This window comes from Actinoplanes philippinensis, from assembly GCF_900113015.1.
Lineage (GTDB): Bacteria > Actinomycetota > Actinomycetes > Mycobacteriales > Micromonosporaceae > Actinoplanes > Actinoplanes philippinensis.
On the sequence record NZ_FONV01000007.1, the window covers coordinates 123030 to 138720 of the forward strand.

Consider the following 15691-nt stretch of genomic DNA (forward strand, 5'->3'; position numbering starts at 1 on the left):
CCATGTTGGCCGGATGTGGCAGAAGTAGCAGGGAGAACGCCGTGGTGCCTGTCGGCGTCACCAGCGGTTCGTCCGGCCAGGCCCGGTTCACCGCAGGCGCGGCCGAAAAATGTCGGTCCCTGCTGACACAATCCGCTGCACGCTTCGGTGAGGGGATGTCGATGGGCTGGGTGCCGGCAGGTGCCGACTATGAGGTGAGCGTCGACCGGGGAAAGGTCGTCGCGCGGACCGCGCAGGGCAAGGCGCTGAGGAGCCTGCCCAAGGCGTTGAAGGAGCACGACGCGGTCATAGGTCTGCGGCAGCTCGTCGAGTGGCTGCGCCGCCACGAGACGACCTGCCGTGCCGAGGTCGAGCGCTGGATGACCCGCTCGCTGCCGGTGCCGTCCGCGGTGATCGCCCAGCTCTGGGCGGACGAGACGTGGCGGGCCCTGCTGCACGACGCGGTGATCGTGCCGGTGAGCGCCGACGGCGCCTGGGAGGTGGCGGCCGCCGGTCTGCTGCGCGACGCCGATGCGGTCAAGGGCCTCGGCGTCGTCGACCTGGACGGCGAGTCGGCCCGGCTCACCGCCGGCACGGTGGCAGTCCCGCATCCGGTGCTGCTGCCCGATCTCGACGATCTGCGCGAGTTCGCCGCCGATCTCGGTGTGGAGCAGAGCCTGGTGCAGCTGTTCCGCGAGGTCTGGCGCAAGCCGGCCGGTGAGTCCGAGCAGCGGCAGGAGCTACGGCGATATGCGGGGGCACGGTTCAAGGAGCTGCGGCACGTGCAGTCACGGGCCACCTCGGCGGGCTACCGGGTGCAGGGCGGCACAGCGGTCTGCCGGTTGTGGGAGGACGGCCGCACGATAGTGGCGTCGGTGTGGATCGGGGACGGCGACCCGTCGATCGAGACGGAGACCTACGAGCTGGCCTTCACCGACGCCGGCGGGCAGACCGTCGCCACCGGCGAGGTGCCACCGGTCGCCTGGTCCGAGGGCATGCGCATGGCCGCCACTCTGCATGCCGGCCGCATCGTCGAGGAGCAGGAATGAGGGAGCTGCTGGAGGCCGGGGCGATCCTTCCCGGTGAGTCACGCGACACCGGCGTCGACACGGTAACCGCGCGCGCCTACGCGCACCCGGCGCTGGACGGCCGCACCGTGGTCCGGCTGGTCGGCGCCGCCCTCGGCGAGGCCGAGGACCTCACCATGGAGTTCCTCGGGTTCCGGCCCGCCGCCGCGCCGGTGGTCGTCGGCCACGCCCGGCGGCAGGCGCTCGGCTTTCCGGCCTGGGCCCTGGTGCACGATCCGGCCAACGGCAAGCACGCGCTGGCACTGGTCAAGGAGATGGAGAAGCTCGCACGGACGGCCCGCGGCAAGCCGGGCAACGCGAAAGACGGATACGACGTGCTCGCCGCGCGGCTCGGTGCTGCGGTTCCGTCGTTCCTGCCGACCTTCTGGGAGCAGGCGGGGCGGGCGTTCCTGGCCGCGGAGAATCAGCGGATGGCCGGCATCTGCTTCACCGAGGCCCGCCGCGCCGAGCAGGTGCACGGGCTGAGCGTCGACGAGGACCGGGTGCGCGACGTGCATCTGGAGTTCGCGTTCGCCGGGGCGCTGACCGCGTCGATGCTGGCGGAGTATGCGCGTGGCGTGGTCGACCGACGGCCGGCCGCAGAGGCGTACGAGCTGGTCAAGACCCTCGCGCTGCGGCGGGTCGCCGGTGGGCTGGCGCCGCACGCGTCGATCGCCGCCGACCTGGCGCGCCTGGCCAAGGCGGCCGGGCTCGACGCCGAGCAGCAGGCCGACGAGGTCGTGACCCGGCTGCTGACCTATCCCGCGATGGCCCGGGCCACGCCCTCGGTCTGGAAGGCGTACCGCAAGAGTCTGGTCCGGCTCGGCAAGCGGGACGAGGTGATCCGCGGCCGGCTGCTGGCGATCGTGCCGGAGCCGCCGGGCTACGGCACCGACATGACCGGGCAGTGGCTCGAGCTGCTGGAGGCCTCCGGGGCGGCCGCCGACCTGATCGACGGTGCGCCCGCGGCCGGGCCGGCAAGCCGGTGGCTGGAGCGCATCCTCGCCGGCCGGCGTTCCAGCCGCGCCGGGCGCAAGCGCAGCGCGCCGCTGCTGTCGCTGGTCGAGCGGCTGCTGCCCCGGCTCGCTGCGGAGGACGGCGTGCAGTTCGCGACCGGCTATTGGGATGTCGAGCTGGACGTGCTCGACCTGTGCCTGTCCGGCGGCGTCCGGGCCGAGGTCGGGGCGCAGCGCCGGGGCAACGGTTTCGAGATCAGTGACTGGGCGACCGACGACGGCCCGGGGCGCCGCGACCTGACCGCGATCGCCGCGGACCCGGTGCTACGGCCGGTGTTCGCCCGCAGCGTCAGCCGTGCCTTGCACAACCTGCGCTCCGGCGAGGCGCTCACCAGCCCGGCGCTGCCGGAGCGGACCCTGGAGCAGGCGTTCGGCGCCGCCGGTGTCCGATCGGTGCTGGTGGAGATGCTCACCGAGCAGCTGGCACGATCCGGCGGCGGCACGGTCACCAGCCTCGACGCCGATCTGACCGCGCTCGCCCCGCTGTGGTCGGCCGCCGGGATGGCGCTCGCCCCCGACGGGTTCCGGCGGCTGCCCGAGATCGACGTGCCGGCCGTGCTGGCGCGGACCCTGCGGGCCGGTCTGCTGACCGAGCTGTCCTGGCCCGCCTACGAGGGCGCGGCGAAACAGGTGAAGAACATCCGGATCGGTGACGCGTGGCCCGAGTTGGTGGTCTTCGACCAGCAGTCGGCGCACGTCATCGCACCCGACGGATCGTCGGCCGAGCATCTGTTCCGCTATCCGCCACAGGGCCACCCGCACGCGCCGAGTCACTACTCGCAGCCGTCCTGCCTCCACACCGACGGCGACCTCCTGGTCGCGTGGCACGGGGACAGCGGCCCGGCGGCGTACTGGGCGTCACGCCCGGACGACATCGTGGACGGTGAGTGGCGGTCGCACCGCACCGGCTGGGGTGTGCCGATGGAACCACTGCCCGTTCCGGGCGGAGGCCTCACCACCGGCGCCCGGCCCGTGCACCCGGGCGACGCCCGCGGGCCCAGCGAGATCTTTCCGCTGGCCAGTGACGGGGAGGCGTTCTGGCGGTGCGAGCACGTGCAGGTCGACGCCGGTGAGTGGGGGTGGCGATGGCGCGAGTTCGATCCGCGGACCGGGGACGCCGGCCGGGTCAGCGCGCCGGCCTTCTTCACCCCACCGGCCGGTGACCGGCTGGTCGCCGAGGCGTGCGTGCTGCGACCGGCGCCGGAGGCCTTCGCCGGGTCGCCGATGGGCTGGCACGACGGTCTCGTCGGGTGGCGCACGACGCGGACAGCGCAGGGCACGCAGGCCGGCGAGGGTGTCGACGGGCGCCGGGTGACCCTGCCCGCGGGCGGCGTTCCGCGGCTCCAGGCTCACCGCGGCGATGACCGCCTGATCGGTGCGATGATGCTGCCGGGCTCCGCCGCGCCGCTACCGGTCAGCGTCGAGGGCGGCTACTCGCGGGACCGGCTGCGCGTGTGGACAGCTGACGGGCAGTTCGTGCTCGCCGAGACGGCCGCGACGACCAGCACGCTGCCGCCGCCGGCCTGGTGGCATGCGCTGCGCACCCGTGACGAGGCAGGGTCGGCCGCGCTACGGGCGGTCGACGAGGCGACGGCGGCACAGCTGCTGGCGGTCGACGACTCGGTGACCGGGACGGTCGAGGTCAAGGACGCGGTCACGGCGAATGTCGAGGCGCATCTGCCGCAGGTCACCGATGTCGCTCTACGCTCCCGGATCGCGGAGGTGGTGGCCCGGGCGGTCCGGTTGCGGCGGCGCATCGCCGAGGCGCCGCAGCACCTGGACGCCGAGGTCGCCCCGGCGCGGGCGGCCGTGCCCGCGGTGTCCGACGAGGCACTCCAGCAGGCATGGAGCGGGCTGTGCGACGCCACCCGGATGTACCACAGCGGGCGTTTCGGGGCTCGCTACGACGTTCTGGCGCAGGTGTCCGGAGTCGCGGCCCTGCTGGCCGGAGCGGCAGCCGGGACCATCCCCGCCGCGGAGGTCGGCGGCGGCTGGACGGCGCTGCTCGGCGGCCTCGGTGCGCCCGCTCTGCGGGCCGCGTCGCCGGTCACCGAGACGGACGACCGGGAAGCCCTCGCCGTCTTCCTTGCCGCGATCGCCGGGACGCCGCTGGCCGGCCCCGGGCTACGCCTGCTGGAGGTCACGCAGGAACGTATGACCGTCAACGGGGAGGTGGAGGTGCAGCGGGCCGGTGCCCAGATCACGGTGCTCTTCCCACCCACGCAGCGGCATTTCGTCATCAGCAGTCAGCTGACCTGGCAACGCAGTGCCGTCCAGCTTGCGCCGGACGGCGGGTTCACCCCTCCGGCGGGTGTGACGCTGCGCGAGGAGGCGTACCCCAGCGGCCGTCAGACCAGCGAGCGGCTACAGGATTTCGGTGCCCTGCTGCGCGAACGCGGTCCGGCGCCATGGCGGCCGGAGGCGGCCGAGGCGCTGGCCGCCATGACCGGCATGACCCGGGCCGAAGCCGTGCTGCTGCTGGCCGGGCTGCCCGGCATCGACAGCTGGGAGTCGAATTTCCTCAGCCCGGCGCAGCGCTCTCTGCTGGGGCTCAGCGCCGCCCACGCGAAGGTCGCCAAGTCCGCTCTGCGGGGACTGTCCGCACACCAGCGGGTCGCGCTGCTCGACGCGGCGATGCCGGTGGACCCGGCCGATCTGTGGGAGAGCGGGCCGGACGTCGAGGCGGTCGCCGAGGCGTGGATCCGGTTGCGGGGCCGCCGGGCCGCCGTGCCGGAGGAGCTCGTCGCCGCCCTCGACCGGATCGTCGACAGTGCTCGCGCGGCCGACGTCCTCCAGGTCGTGGCGGCGCCCCGGGCCGGTGACTGGCTGCACACCGACGGGCGCAGCACCGCCGCGGGGTATTACCACGTGGAGACCGTGGCGGACACCGGCACGCCGTTCGACCAGCGGCACCTGCTCGCGATGGCGGTCGCCCTGCCCTGGCTCGGCTACCACCTGAGCTGGGACGATCCGCTGCGGTCCACACTGCCCGAGGCCCTGCGGCTGGTCCGCGAGCGGCTGCGCAACCCCGGCCTGCTGGTCGGCCACGCGACGCATCCGCTGAGCGGTCCGCCCGAGGCCGGGCCGGCCCTGGTCGAGGGGACGAGTCACCACGACTTCATGACCTTTCACATCGCGCCGGCGAAACTGACCGGCGCTGACGACGTGGCGCTCGGCTTCATCGACCACGACACCGGGACGGCCCTGCGTACGCTGCTCTCCGGCTGGATCGACGAGGTCGTGTCCACCCCCGGCGGCGCCTCGGGCGAGCCGCACGATCCCCGGGTCAGCGCGCCGCACCTGGTCGGCGAGGTTCGCGAGCGGTTCGGGCTCGACGGCGACGCGGCGGCGTACTACCTGCAGCTGCTCGCGCTGCCGGACCCGACCGACAAGGCCGTGCAGGCGTGGAACGGATGGAAGACCGCCCAGCTCCGCACGGTCCGGGAGGCGCTGGTGGCCGCTGACCTGGTGGTGGCGGCCAAACGGGAACGCGCCGGGCGCCCGGTGTTCCTGCCCGGTGGGTGGCTGCCGGCCCGCGCGCCGATACTGCCGGTCGAAGCCTGGAAACAGGAGCTGTACCTGCACACGGGCAACCAGCGGGTCGTCACCCGCCCGCTGCCCGGGCTGTTCGCCGCGGCATGGGCCCGGATCACCGCGGGCGACGTCCCCCGCTACCGCGACCTGGGAGAGAAGCCGTGACCGTGGTCCGCCAGATCGATCCGCCGGAACACCGGTATGCGGAGGAGCTGGAGTTCCTGGTGGCCGCCGACGCCGGCCGCCGCCCGCCGGGCTGGCGTCTGACTCCCCGCGCGGTGGTCACCTTCGTCGCCGGTTCCGGCGGGGTGCCCTTCGGCGGCCGGGTCATCGCGCCGAAATTCGTCGGTGAGCGCGCCCTGATCGAGCGGTGCGTCGTCACCCTCGCCGGGGAACGCGGGTTGCTGCTGGTCGGCGAGCCGGGCACCGCCAAGTCGATGCTCTCCGAGCTGTTCGCGGCGGCGATCTGCGGGACCAGCGCGCTGGCCGTGCAGGGCACCGCCGGCACCAGCGAGGACCAGCTGCGCTACGGGTGGAACTACGCGCTGTTGCTGGCCACGGGGCCGACGCCGGAGGCGCTGGTGCCGTCGCCGGTCCTGACCGCGATGACGACCGGCGCGGTGGCCCGGGTGGAGGAGATCACCCGTTGCCTGCCGGAGGTGCAGGACGCACTCGTCTCGATCATGTCGGAGCGGCGGATCAGCGTGCCGGAGCTCACCGGGACCGACGACGCGGTCGCCCACGCCGTGCCCGGGTTCTGCCTGATCGCCACGGCGAACCTGCGCGACCGCGGGGTGTCGGAGATGTCGGCGGCCCTCAAACGGCGGTTCAACTTCGAGGTGGTGCCGCCGATCGCCGACCTCGACGCGGAGGTTGCCCTGGTCACGCGCCAGGCGCGGGCGGCGGTCGAGCGCGGCGGCGCGGCCTTCTCGGTCGACGACGCCGTGCTGGAGACGCTGGTGACGGCGTTCCGGGACCTGCGGACCGGGTTCAGCGCCGAAGGGTGGGAGGTGGAGCGGCCGTCGTCGGTGATGAGCACCGCGGAGGCGGTCGCGGTGGCGGCGTCGATCGGCCTCTCCGAGGCGTACCTTCCGGGGCCGGATCCGTTGTCGCTGCTGCCGGGGCATCTGCTCGGGGTGGTGCGCAAGGACGATCCGGGTGATGCGGCGCGGCTGCTGGCGTACTGGGACGGGGCGCTGCGGCGGCGTGCGGAAGGAGGGGCCCGGATGTGGCGGCAGCTCTGGGAGCATCGGGACGTGCTGCGTGACTGACCCGCGTGAGCTGGTCGGGCGGCTCGCCGGGGACGATCGGGTGCAGCTGATCGGCGTACGGCACCACTCGCCGGTCCTGGCGGCGGCCGTCCCGGCGATGCTCGACGCGTTCGCGCCGGAGACCCTGCTGGTCGAGCTGCCCGCGGAGATGCAGCCGTGGGTGCGGTGGCTGGCGGACCCGGAGACGGTGACGCCGGTGGCTCTGGCCGCCGGCAGCCGGGCCTTCTACCCGTTCGCGGACTTCAGCCCGGAGCTGGTGGCGCTGCGGTGGGCGCGCCGGCGCGGTGTGCCGGTCGTCTGCTGCGATCTGCCGCTGGCGGACCGTGCTCCGCGCGAATCCCCCGTAACCGGGCCTGAGATCGGCCCTTCGCTCGGTGCGGCGGTGCACCGGAGCCTGACCGGTCGCGCAGGTGACGACCTCTGGGATCGGTGGATCGAGGCGGGAGCGCCGGGGAGTTCGCCGGAGGCCGTGCGGCGGGCGGCCCTCGCGGCGGGGTGGGCATTGCGGCACGACGCCGAGAGGCACGGTGTCGACCCCGTCGATCTGCGGCGCGAGGCCTGCATGCGCGGGCATCTGAGAGGTACGAGCGGACGGGTCAGCGTGGTCGTCGGGGCGTTTCATGCACCGGTGCTCCTCGACGGGCCGGTCCTCGAAGACGCGGCCGATCGGCCGGCGCCCGTGATCTCGCTGGTGCCGTACACGTTCGACCTGCTCGACGCGCGCTCCGGCTATCCGGCAGGCATCCGGGACCCACGCTGGCAGCAGGCCGTCCTCGACAGCGGGGGCGATCCGGAACGGATCAGGCTCGCCACCCACACGTTCGCCGTCGAGGTCACCCGGCAGTTGCGGGCACAGGGCCGTCCGGCCGGGCCCGGGGAGGCCGCGGAGGTCGTACGGCTGGCGGGTGACCTGGCGGCGTTGCGTTCGTTGCCCGCGCCCGGCCGCGGCGAACTGGTGGAGGCGTTGCAGACCGTCCTCGCGCAGGGCGCACCCACCGGCATCGGCCGCGGTGTCGCCCATGCCATGGACGCCGTCCTGATCGGACGCCGCCGGGGACGGCTGCCCGCCGGCGCGCCCAGGACCGGCCTGCTGCCCGCCGTCGAGGACGAGTTGGGCCGGCTCCGGCTTCCCGGGCCGGGACAGGCCGCGCAGCGCATCCGGCTCGACCCGCTGCGCTCGCCCACGGACCGCGAACGGGAACTCGTCATCCGCCGGCTCGGCGCCTGCGGCGCGGCTTACGGTGATCCCGGTACGAGCGGGCCGGCCCTCGGCGGCGAAGCGCTGACCACGGTGTGGCGGGTGGAGTGGACGCCCTCCACGGACGCCGCGCTCGCCGTCGCCGGCCTGCACGGGGTGAGCCTCGTCCAGGCGACGGAAGGCCTGCTGGCGATGCGTCGCCGACGGGAGATCGAGCAGGGCGGCCCGACCGCCGAGCAGGCACTGACAGGTCTGGAGGTGGCCGCGGCGTGCGGCTTGCCGGGGCTCGCCGCACTGCGCATCCGGGACGTACGGCAGGCGGTGTGCCATGGTGGCGGGATCGCTCAGATCGTCGCCGGGCTGAACCTGCTCGACCGGGTCGAACGGGGTCACGTCGCCGGGCTGACCACGCCGCCGGACGGGATCACCGACGTCCGCGACGATCTGCACGCCGCCGCGGTCGCGGCGATCGGCGGGCTCACCGGGTCGGCCCGGGTCGAGGATGCCCGGGCGTTGCATGATCTCGTGCAGGCCGCCGACGAGGCCGGGCGGCTGATGCGACTCGACCATGCCGTTCGTGGCCTCGCCCGGGACGGGACGCCCCTGATGAGCGGGGCCGCGGTGGCGGTGGGTGTGCTGCTCGGGCACAGCGCACCGGAGGAGTTCGGGCGACGGCTCGCGTCCTGGGCGGACCTGCCCGCGGCCGAGGCGACCGATCGGCTGCGCGGAGCGCTCAGCGTGGCCGGGGCGCTGCTGCAGTCGGGCGGGCCGGTTCTCGAACCGCTGCTCGACGTGGTCGATGGTCTCTCCGACGACGACTTCGTACGGCGGCTGCCCGCGCTGCGCGGCGGTTTCGACGCGCTGAGCCCGGCGGATCGCGATCGTCTCCTGCACACCGTCGGTGAACGGCACGGCGCGGTGCGGGAACAGCTCGCGGCCGGCCCGGCGACTGTCGCGGCGTGGCTGACGGCGGATCGGGCAGGACTGGCAGCGGTCCGGGCGCTCGGCCTGACGGAGCCGGTCGCCGCCGCCGGAGCCGTGCCACCCGCTGCGGCCGGACCGGTGGAGCCGGGTGCGATCTCGCCGGGACAGCGGTGGCGGCTGCTGCTCGGCCGGGAGACCGACCGGCTTCCCGCCGACCAGCGGCGGCTCGCCACCGCGCTGGACGAGATCTACGGGGCGGGGCGCGGCGAAGGGGCGTACCCGATCGACGGCGGCGGCGCCGGGCGTGAACCGGCCTATCCGCAGGCCCGCGAGTGGTTGGAGGACCTGGAGTCGCTGTTCGGCACGGAAGTACGCGACGAGGTCCTGGCGCGCGCCGCCGAACGCGGCCGGCTCGACGCGGTGCTCGCCGCCGACCCGCAACAGGTACGCCCGTCGGTGGACCTGCTGCACGCGGTGCTGTCACTGGCCGGCGGGCTGCCCGAGTCCCGCCTGGCCCGCCTTCGCCCGCTCGTGGCCCGGCTGACTGCCGAGCTCACCGCCCAACTGGCCCGCCGTATCCGCCCCGCTCTCGTCGGGCTGAGCACGCCCCGGCCGACCCGACGGCCCACCGGACGGCTCGATCTGGGTGCCACGGTGCGGCGCAACCTGCACACCGTACGGCCGGGGCCGGACGGGCGGGCGCAGGTCCTCCCCCAGCAGCCGGTGTTCCGCAGCCCCGGCCGGCGCAGCGTCGACTGGCAGGTCGTCCTGCTGGTCGACGTCTCCGGCTCGATGGAGCAGTCGACCGTGTGGGCCGCCCTGACCGCCTCGGTCCTGGCCGGCGTGCCCGCGCTGCGCACCCGCTTCGTCACGTTCTCGACGGAGGTCATCGACCTCACCGACCGGGTCGACGATCCGCTGTCGCTGCTGCTGGAGATCCGCGTCGGTGGCGGCACGCACATCGCCGCCGGCCTGCGCTACGCGCGCCAGATCACGGTCGTGCCGCAGCGCACCATGGTGATCGTGATCAGCGACTTCGAGGAGGGGTACGCGATCGGCGACCTGCTCGCGGCGGTCCGGGCCCTGGCCGACGACGGGACGACCCTGCTCGGCTGCGCCAGCCTCGACGACAAGGGCCGCCCCCGCTACAGCACCGGCGTCGCGGCACAGCTGGCCGGGGCCGGCATGCCGGTGGCGGCGCTGAGCCCGACCGAACTCGCCCGCTGGATCGGGGAGCAGGTGCGATGAACCTGCCTGCGGTTGCCGCCGAGGTGACGGCCGAAGCGGTTGCGGCGCTGCCCGCACGCCTGGCCAAGCGGCTCGATGCCGTGGTCGAGCAGGCCGGCGCCTGGCCCGTGTCGGGTGATGGTGGCGTGATCACGGTGCGAGCCGACGACCGGACGATCGTCACGCTGAGCACGCCGGTCGTGGCGGCCGGGGATGCCGTCTGCAGTTGCCTGCTGGCGCCCCGCTGCCTGCATCGGGCGGCAGTGCTCAGCCGCGCACCCGTTCTCGCCGCCGGTAGCGAGGTGACCGCCGGTGGTCATGCCGTCCAGGCCGCGATCGGCAGCGCTGAGCCCCGTGCCGATGCGGAGGCCGAGACCTCGCGGGAAGCATCACGCGCCAGTGCCGGGCCCCCACCGGCCGAGCCCGGCAGCACCGGACACCCAACGGCCGCGCCCGGCAGCACCGGATCCCCCAGCGACCCGGCGCAACCCGGCGCCGCCACACCGCTCGATGACTCCCGCGACAGCCGGACCTCGGCAGCCGAATCGACCAGCGCCGCCCCGGGCGGACAACGGCGCGGCAACTCCGGCGAACCGGTCCTCGCCGGGGCGCCGCAGGTTCGGCCCGGCGCCCGGACGCCGGCAGGTGCCATCGCAGACGTACGGCCACCGGTCACCGAAGCACAGCGCCTGGCGGCGGCCGGCCTGGTCACGGCCGCCTCCGCGGTGCTCGCCACCGGGATTCCCGGCGCCGGGGCGGTGGCACAGGCCGAGTTGCTCCGCGCGGTGCATCAGGCGCGGGCCGTCAGGCTCTTCGCGCCCGCGGCGGCCGCCGTCCGGGTCGTGGAACACCTGCGAGCTGCCCGGCGGGACGATCCGGCATTCCGGCTTGCCGTGCTCACCGACGATCTGCGGGAGGTGCTCGTCTCCTGCCATCGGGTGACGTCCGGGGACGCTTCCGCGGCCGGTGTCGCGCGCCGCGCCTACGGACCGGTCGGCGACCTGCGCCTGCACGGGATCTTCTGCGAGCCGGTCCGGGCGGCGACCGGTCACGCCGGAGCGGTCACCTACCTGGCGGATGCCGGGGGCCGCATCTGGGTGGTCTCCGACGTCAAGCCGGCGGACCCCGCAGCCGCTGTGTCCGCCGCTCACACCTCCGTCGAGCTCGGCGAGGCACGCCTCAGCCACCACGACCTCGCCCGCGGTGGCCTGCTCGCCGTCAATGCTCAAGCCTCCGCCACCGGCCGTCTCAGCCATGGCCGGGCCCGGCAGGCCGTGTCCGTGCCCGGTGCCGGCTGGTTCGACACCCCGCTCGACATGCTCTGGCAGGTCGTCCCGGCCGCCCAGGTGGAACGCTGGCTCACCGCCGCGGCACTGCCCGAACAGGAGCGTCCCGCCTCGTACGACCTCGCCTTCCTCGACGGCACCATCGTCGGCGCCGACCGCCGAGGGCTGCTGCTCTCCACAGAACACGCCGGCACACTGGCGGTGACCGCCGCCCTCGACGACCCCGCGTTGCCCCATGTCACCAACCTCCGGTTGCTCGCCACCCACGCCGCCGGCCATCCGGTGCGCTTCGCCGGACGTTTCCTGGATACCCGGCGAGTGGCCGGGCTGGCCTTCGCCGCGCGATGGCTGCCGTCCCGGCACGGCGGCCACGCCGACCTCGGCACCGTACGGCTGACCCGCGCGGACATGCCCGGCGCCCTGCCGATCCCACCCTCCTCGGCCGCGGAACCACCCGCTCCTGCGCCGTTGCACCTTCTGCGCCATCACCTCGAACGAGTCGTCTCGGCGGGCCGCCCCGCCTTGTTGACCGGCGTCGCCGGTGACGCCCACCGGTTGACCGCGGCACATCTGGGCGGGGCGGCCGCGTTCCTGACCGCGCTGGGCTCGGCGGGCATGCGGCGCACCCGCGACGTCTTCGGCCGTCTCGACCCGCACGATGTCGAGGTGCTGGCGCAGGCGTGGCTGACCGCGGCGATCTACGAGCAGGCGGCTGCCCGCGAGACGATCCGGGCAGCGTGGGCGGGTGCGAGCAGCGGAGACTGAATGACCCCGGCAGGGCACGGTGACCCTCACCCCGAAGCACCGCCGGGGCTGGATCCCGTGGACGCCTCAACGGTGACGCGGCGGTCCGGCTGATGCGCGAGCGGGCCGGCCCCGAGCACCGCGGACACAGCCCGGCCGGCTGGGCGGCGATCATCGCGGCCACCGCGGCATCGGGTCGTGCCGGCGCGACGCCCGGCGCCCCGACTCGGTGGCGGCATACTCAGGACCCACGAGGCCAGGGGTGCTGGTCGACCGGGCGTACGAGTGAAGACACCGCCTTTGCCGGTGCCGTCGTGGGATCGAGGCCGATCAGGACGTCAACCGCCGCAGCCTCGGGTCGAAGATCGGCCGGCGACCGACAGCAACGCAGCCGCTCTCGGGGCCACCGAGGACGACCAGGGCCGGTTCCGTCCCGCGAACAAGACCCGGATCCTGCAAGTACGCGCAAAGCCCAGCGCCGGAGCCGTCAACTGTCGTCGCGAGGTACGGATTCCCTGCCGGAACCAGGCCCGGGAGCAACGGGAGCCGTCGCCTCGGGGACCGGCGATCCGCCGGGCAGACGCGTGTCGAGCAGGCGCAGGACGGCGCCCAGCACCACCGCGATCAGCACCACCGCGCCCAGGTTGATCAGCACCGCCGGATAGCCCCAGCGGGAGACGTCGGTGAAGGGGTACGGGTACCAGTCGGTGGCGGCGCCGTGTGCCAGGGTCCACGTGATCCACAGCAGGGGCCACGCCGACGCCCATGCCAGGGTGCGGGCGTCGATGCGCGGGTGGGGGCCGAACAGGAGCCAGCCGGCCAGGGCGGTCCACGGGGCCACGTAGTGGAAGCCCAGGTCGGACCACCACGCGGCGCCGTGCGGGTCGCTCTGGCCGGCCAGGATCGTGCTGTAGACGATGCCGGTGATGACGATGCCGAGCAGGGCGTCCAGGCGGATGACGCGCCACAGTCGGCCGTCTCGGTGCGGGTTGAGGGTCAGGGCGGCGACCGCGGCCAGCAGCAGCAGGTTGCTCTGAATGGTGAAGTAGCTGAACAGCCGCTCGAAGCGGGTGAGCGCGGGCTCGCCGTCGCGGGTCGCGGTCAGTGTGATCTGGGTGATCAGGGACGCGGACACGATCAGGGCGAGGACGCCGTGCCACACCCGGGACGCCCCGGCTCTGTCGATCTTCACGGGGCGGAACGGTACCAGGAGAAGGACGCGGCGAACCCGGCGTGACGAGCGCGGGCTCCGCAGGAGGAGGACTACGGGAGTCCCGGCGTGACCAGCGCGGGCTCCATAGGAGGAGGACCACGGGAGACCCGGCGTGACCAGCGCGGGCTCCGTAGGAGGAGGACCACGAGGGAACCGGCGTGATGAGCGGGACGGCGACGCGGGCTCCGCTCGATCACGAGCGGGGTAGCCGTACCTCCACTCTGAGCCCCGGGTGAGCGTCGCCCAGGGTGACCGAACCGCGGTGGCGGCGCACCAGCTCCTGGACGATGGCCAGGCCGAGGCCGGAACCGCCCGCGTCACGGGCCCGGGCGTCGTCGAGGCGGGTGAAACGCTGGAAGACGCGCTGCCGGTCCGGTTCGGGGATGCCGGGGCCGTCGTCGGTGATGACGATCAGCAGGTGGGAGGCTTCGGCGGTGGCCGACACCGTCACCGTGGACCGCTTGTGCCGGACCGCGTTGTCGATCAGGTTGGTCACCACCCGGGCCAGCGCGTCCGGCTCGGCGAGCAGCGGCAACGGCTGGCCCGGGTCGTCGAAGGAGACGTCCGGGTAGCGTTGCGCGGCCTCCCCGACGAACTGGGCGAGGTCGATCTGCTCCAGCCGGGCGCTGGGCACGCCGTCGTCCGAGCGGGCCAGCAGCAGCAGGTCGTCGACCAGGCGGGACAGGCGCTGGACGTCGGCGAGCAGGTCGTCGGCGAGTTCCGGCCAGTCGGTGTCGTCCGGCAGGCGCTGCGCGACCTCCAGCTCGGTGCGCATGTTGGTGAGCGGGCTGCGCAGCTCGTGGGCGGCGTCGGCGACGAAGGCGCGCTGACGCGCGCGGGCGGCATCCAGCCGGTGCAGCATGTCGTTCAGGGTCACCGCGAGGCGGTGGACCTCGTCCTTCGAGTCGGGTACGGGCAATCGCCCGGCCCTGGTCCCGCCGGTGATCTCCTCGGCGCCCGCCCGGAGCGCGTCGACCGGCCGCAGGGTGGCGCCGAGCGCCCGCCACAGCCCGGCCGCGAGCAGCGCCACCAGCAGCGGGTAGAGGATGAGCAGGGTGATCCGCAGAATGTGGACGCTCTGGGTGATCTGCACGGTGGAGCGGGCCACCAGGATGCGCAGCGGGGCGGTCGGCGGGCCGGCGGTGACCTGCACGACGCGCGCCTCGCCGCGGTAGCCGATGCGCTCGCCGTCGATGGTCCGGCTCTCGCCGTCCTTGAGGCCGTCCAGCTCGCGCCGGTAGAGCAGCGGCGTCATCCGGTCGGCGGTCGCCGACACCGCGATGATCTTGCCGGCTTCGTCGATGACCTGCACCTGCACGCCGGGGGCGACCACGATCGGGTCGGGCAGCGAATTCTGCTCGACCAGGTCGGCGACGCCGCGGGCGGTGGTCATCGCCTCGCTCTGCACCGAACGGATCTGCGCATAGCCGAGGACGACGGTGAGCAGGACGCCGCCGGCGGCGAGGCCGAGGGTGAGGCCGGCCGCCGAGACGAGCAGCAGGCGGGCCCGCAGGCTCAGCTCCCTGATCCGGCGCATCAGCCGACCGGGGTGCCCGGCTCGACGACGGCCAGCCGGTAGCCGGCGCCGCGAACCGTCTCCAGGCGATCACGGCCGATCTTGCGACGGAGGTAGCCGACGTAGACTTCGACGGCGTTCGGCGCGGTGTCGAGGGCGGCGTCCCACACGTGGTCGAGCAGCTCGGTCTTGGAGACGACCTGGCCGGGGCGGCGCATCAGATACTCCAGCAGCGCGAACTCCCGGGTGGTCAGGGTGACCTCGGCGCCGCCGACCAGGACCCGGCGTTCCGCCGGATCGAGCTCGACGTCGCCGAACGCGAGGACCACCGGGCGGGCCTGGGCGCCGCGGCGCAGCAGGGCACGGAGCCGGGCGAGGAGCACGACGTACGAGAAAGGCTTCGTCAGGTAGTCGTCGGCGCCACAGTCGAGGCCGTCGGCCTGGTCGTACTCACCGTCCTTGGCGCTGAGCATCAGCACCGGCAGCCAGTGCCGCTCGGCGCGCAGCTGCCGCACCACCCGGTATCCGGACAGCCGCGGCAGCATCACGTCGAGGATCATCGCGTCGTACCCACCGTGGCGGGCCATCTCCAGACCGTCCTGCCCGTCGGCCGCGATGTCGACCGCGAAACCCTCGGCCTGCAGGCCCCGTCGCAACGCAGCGGCGAGCCGCGCCTCGTCCTCCACCACCAGCACCCGCACAGCAACACCCTGCCA

The 15691-nt window shown here is 74.0% G+C and carries 8 protein-coding genes; 5 read left to right on the forward strand and 3 right to left on the reverse strand.

The features are described 5' to 3' along the window. Nucleotides 1–155 precede the first annotated feature (155 nt). The 5 genes from BM290_RS19310 to BM290_RS19330 are packed head-to-tail and all read left to right on the forward strand — an operon-like array spanning nucleotide 156 to nucleotide 12267. Entirely contained in the window at nucleotides 156–1028 is an 873-nt protein-coding gene (locus BM290_RS19310; RefSeq protein WP_239143589.1) for a DUF4132 domain-containing protein, read from the forward strand. After that, nucleotides 1025–5761 (forward strand): hypothetical protein, encoded by a 4737-nt coding sequence (locus tag BM290_RS19315; protein WP_093615988.1) that lies wholly within the window; start codon nucleotides 1025–1027, stop codon nucleotides 5759–5761. The genes BM290_RS19310 and BM290_RS19315 overlap by 4 nt, the downstream gene beginning before the upstream one ends. Further along, nucleotides 5758–6867, forward strand: a complete 1110-nt coding sequence (locus BM290_RS50690; protein WP_275413275.1) for an ATP-binding protein — start codon at nucleotides 5758–5760, stop codon at nucleotides 6865–6867. The genes BM290_RS19315 and BM290_RS50690 overlap by 4 nt, the downstream gene beginning before the upstream one ends. Continuing rightward, nucleotides 6860–10237, forward strand: coding sequence for a DUF5682 family protein (locus tag BM290_RS19325; RefSeq protein WP_239143590.1), 3378 nt, complete (start codon nucleotides 6860–6862; stop codon nucleotides 10235–10237). The genes BM290_RS50690 and BM290_RS19325 overlap by 8 nt, the downstream gene beginning before the upstream one ends. Next, nucleotides 10234–12267, forward strand: a complete 2034-nt coding sequence (locus BM290_RS19330; protein ID WP_093615994.1) for an SWIM zinc finger family protein — start codon at nucleotides 10234–10236, stop codon at nucleotides 12265–12267. The genes BM290_RS19325 and BM290_RS19330 overlap by 4 nt, the downstream gene beginning before the upstream one ends. A gap of 466 nt (nucleotides 12268–12733) precedes the next feature. On the opposite strand, the gene BM290_RS19335 is transcribed toward BM290_RS19330, so the two are convergent. The 3 genes from BM290_RS19335 to BM290_RS19345 all read right to left on the reverse strand — a co-directional run bounded on the left by BM290_RS19335 (nucleotide 12734) and on the right by BM290_RS19345 (nucleotide 15676). After that, nucleotides 12734–13438, reverse strand: a complete 705-nt coding sequence (locus BM290_RS19335; RefSeq protein ID WP_239143591.1) for a Pr6Pr family membrane protein — start codon at nucleotides 13436–13438, stop codon at nucleotides 12734–12736. Nucleotides 13439–13652: 214 nt separating this feature from the next. Then, nucleotides 13653–14996, reverse strand: coding sequence for a sensor histidine kinase (locus tag BM290_RS19340; RefSeq protein ID WP_093615996.1), 1344 nt, complete (start codon nucleotides 14994–14996; stop codon nucleotides 13653–13655). After that, nucleotides 14996–15676 carry a response regulator transcription factor gene (locus tag BM290_RS19345; protein ID WP_093615998.1) on the reverse strand — a complete coding sequence of 227 codons (681 nt, stop codon included), beginning with the start codon at nucleotides 15674–15676 and terminating at the stop codon, nucleotides 14996–14998. The genes BM290_RS19340 and BM290_RS19345 overlap by 1 nt, the downstream gene beginning before the upstream one ends. Nucleotides 15677–15691: the final 15 nt, after the last annotated feature.

Excerpts from the sequence above, each read along its gene's own strand:
- BM290_RS19310 (WP_239143589.1), top strand. The coding sequence starts at position 156 with ATGTCGATGGGCTGGGTGCCGGCAGGTGCCGACTATGAGGTGAGCGTC.
- BM290_RS19315 (WP_093615988.1), top strand. The coding sequence starts at position 1,025 with ATGAGGGAGCTGCTGGAGGCCGGGGCGATCCTTCCCGGTGAGTCACGC.
- BM290_RS19330 (WP_093615994.1), top strand. The coding sequence starts at position 10,234 with ATGAACCTGCCTGCGGTTGCCGCCGAGGTGACGGCCGAAGCGGTTGCG.
- BM290_RS19340 (WP_093615996.1), bottom strand. The coding sequence starts at position 14,996 with ATGCGCCGGATCAGGGAGCTGAGCCTGCGGGCCCGCCTGCTGCTCGTC.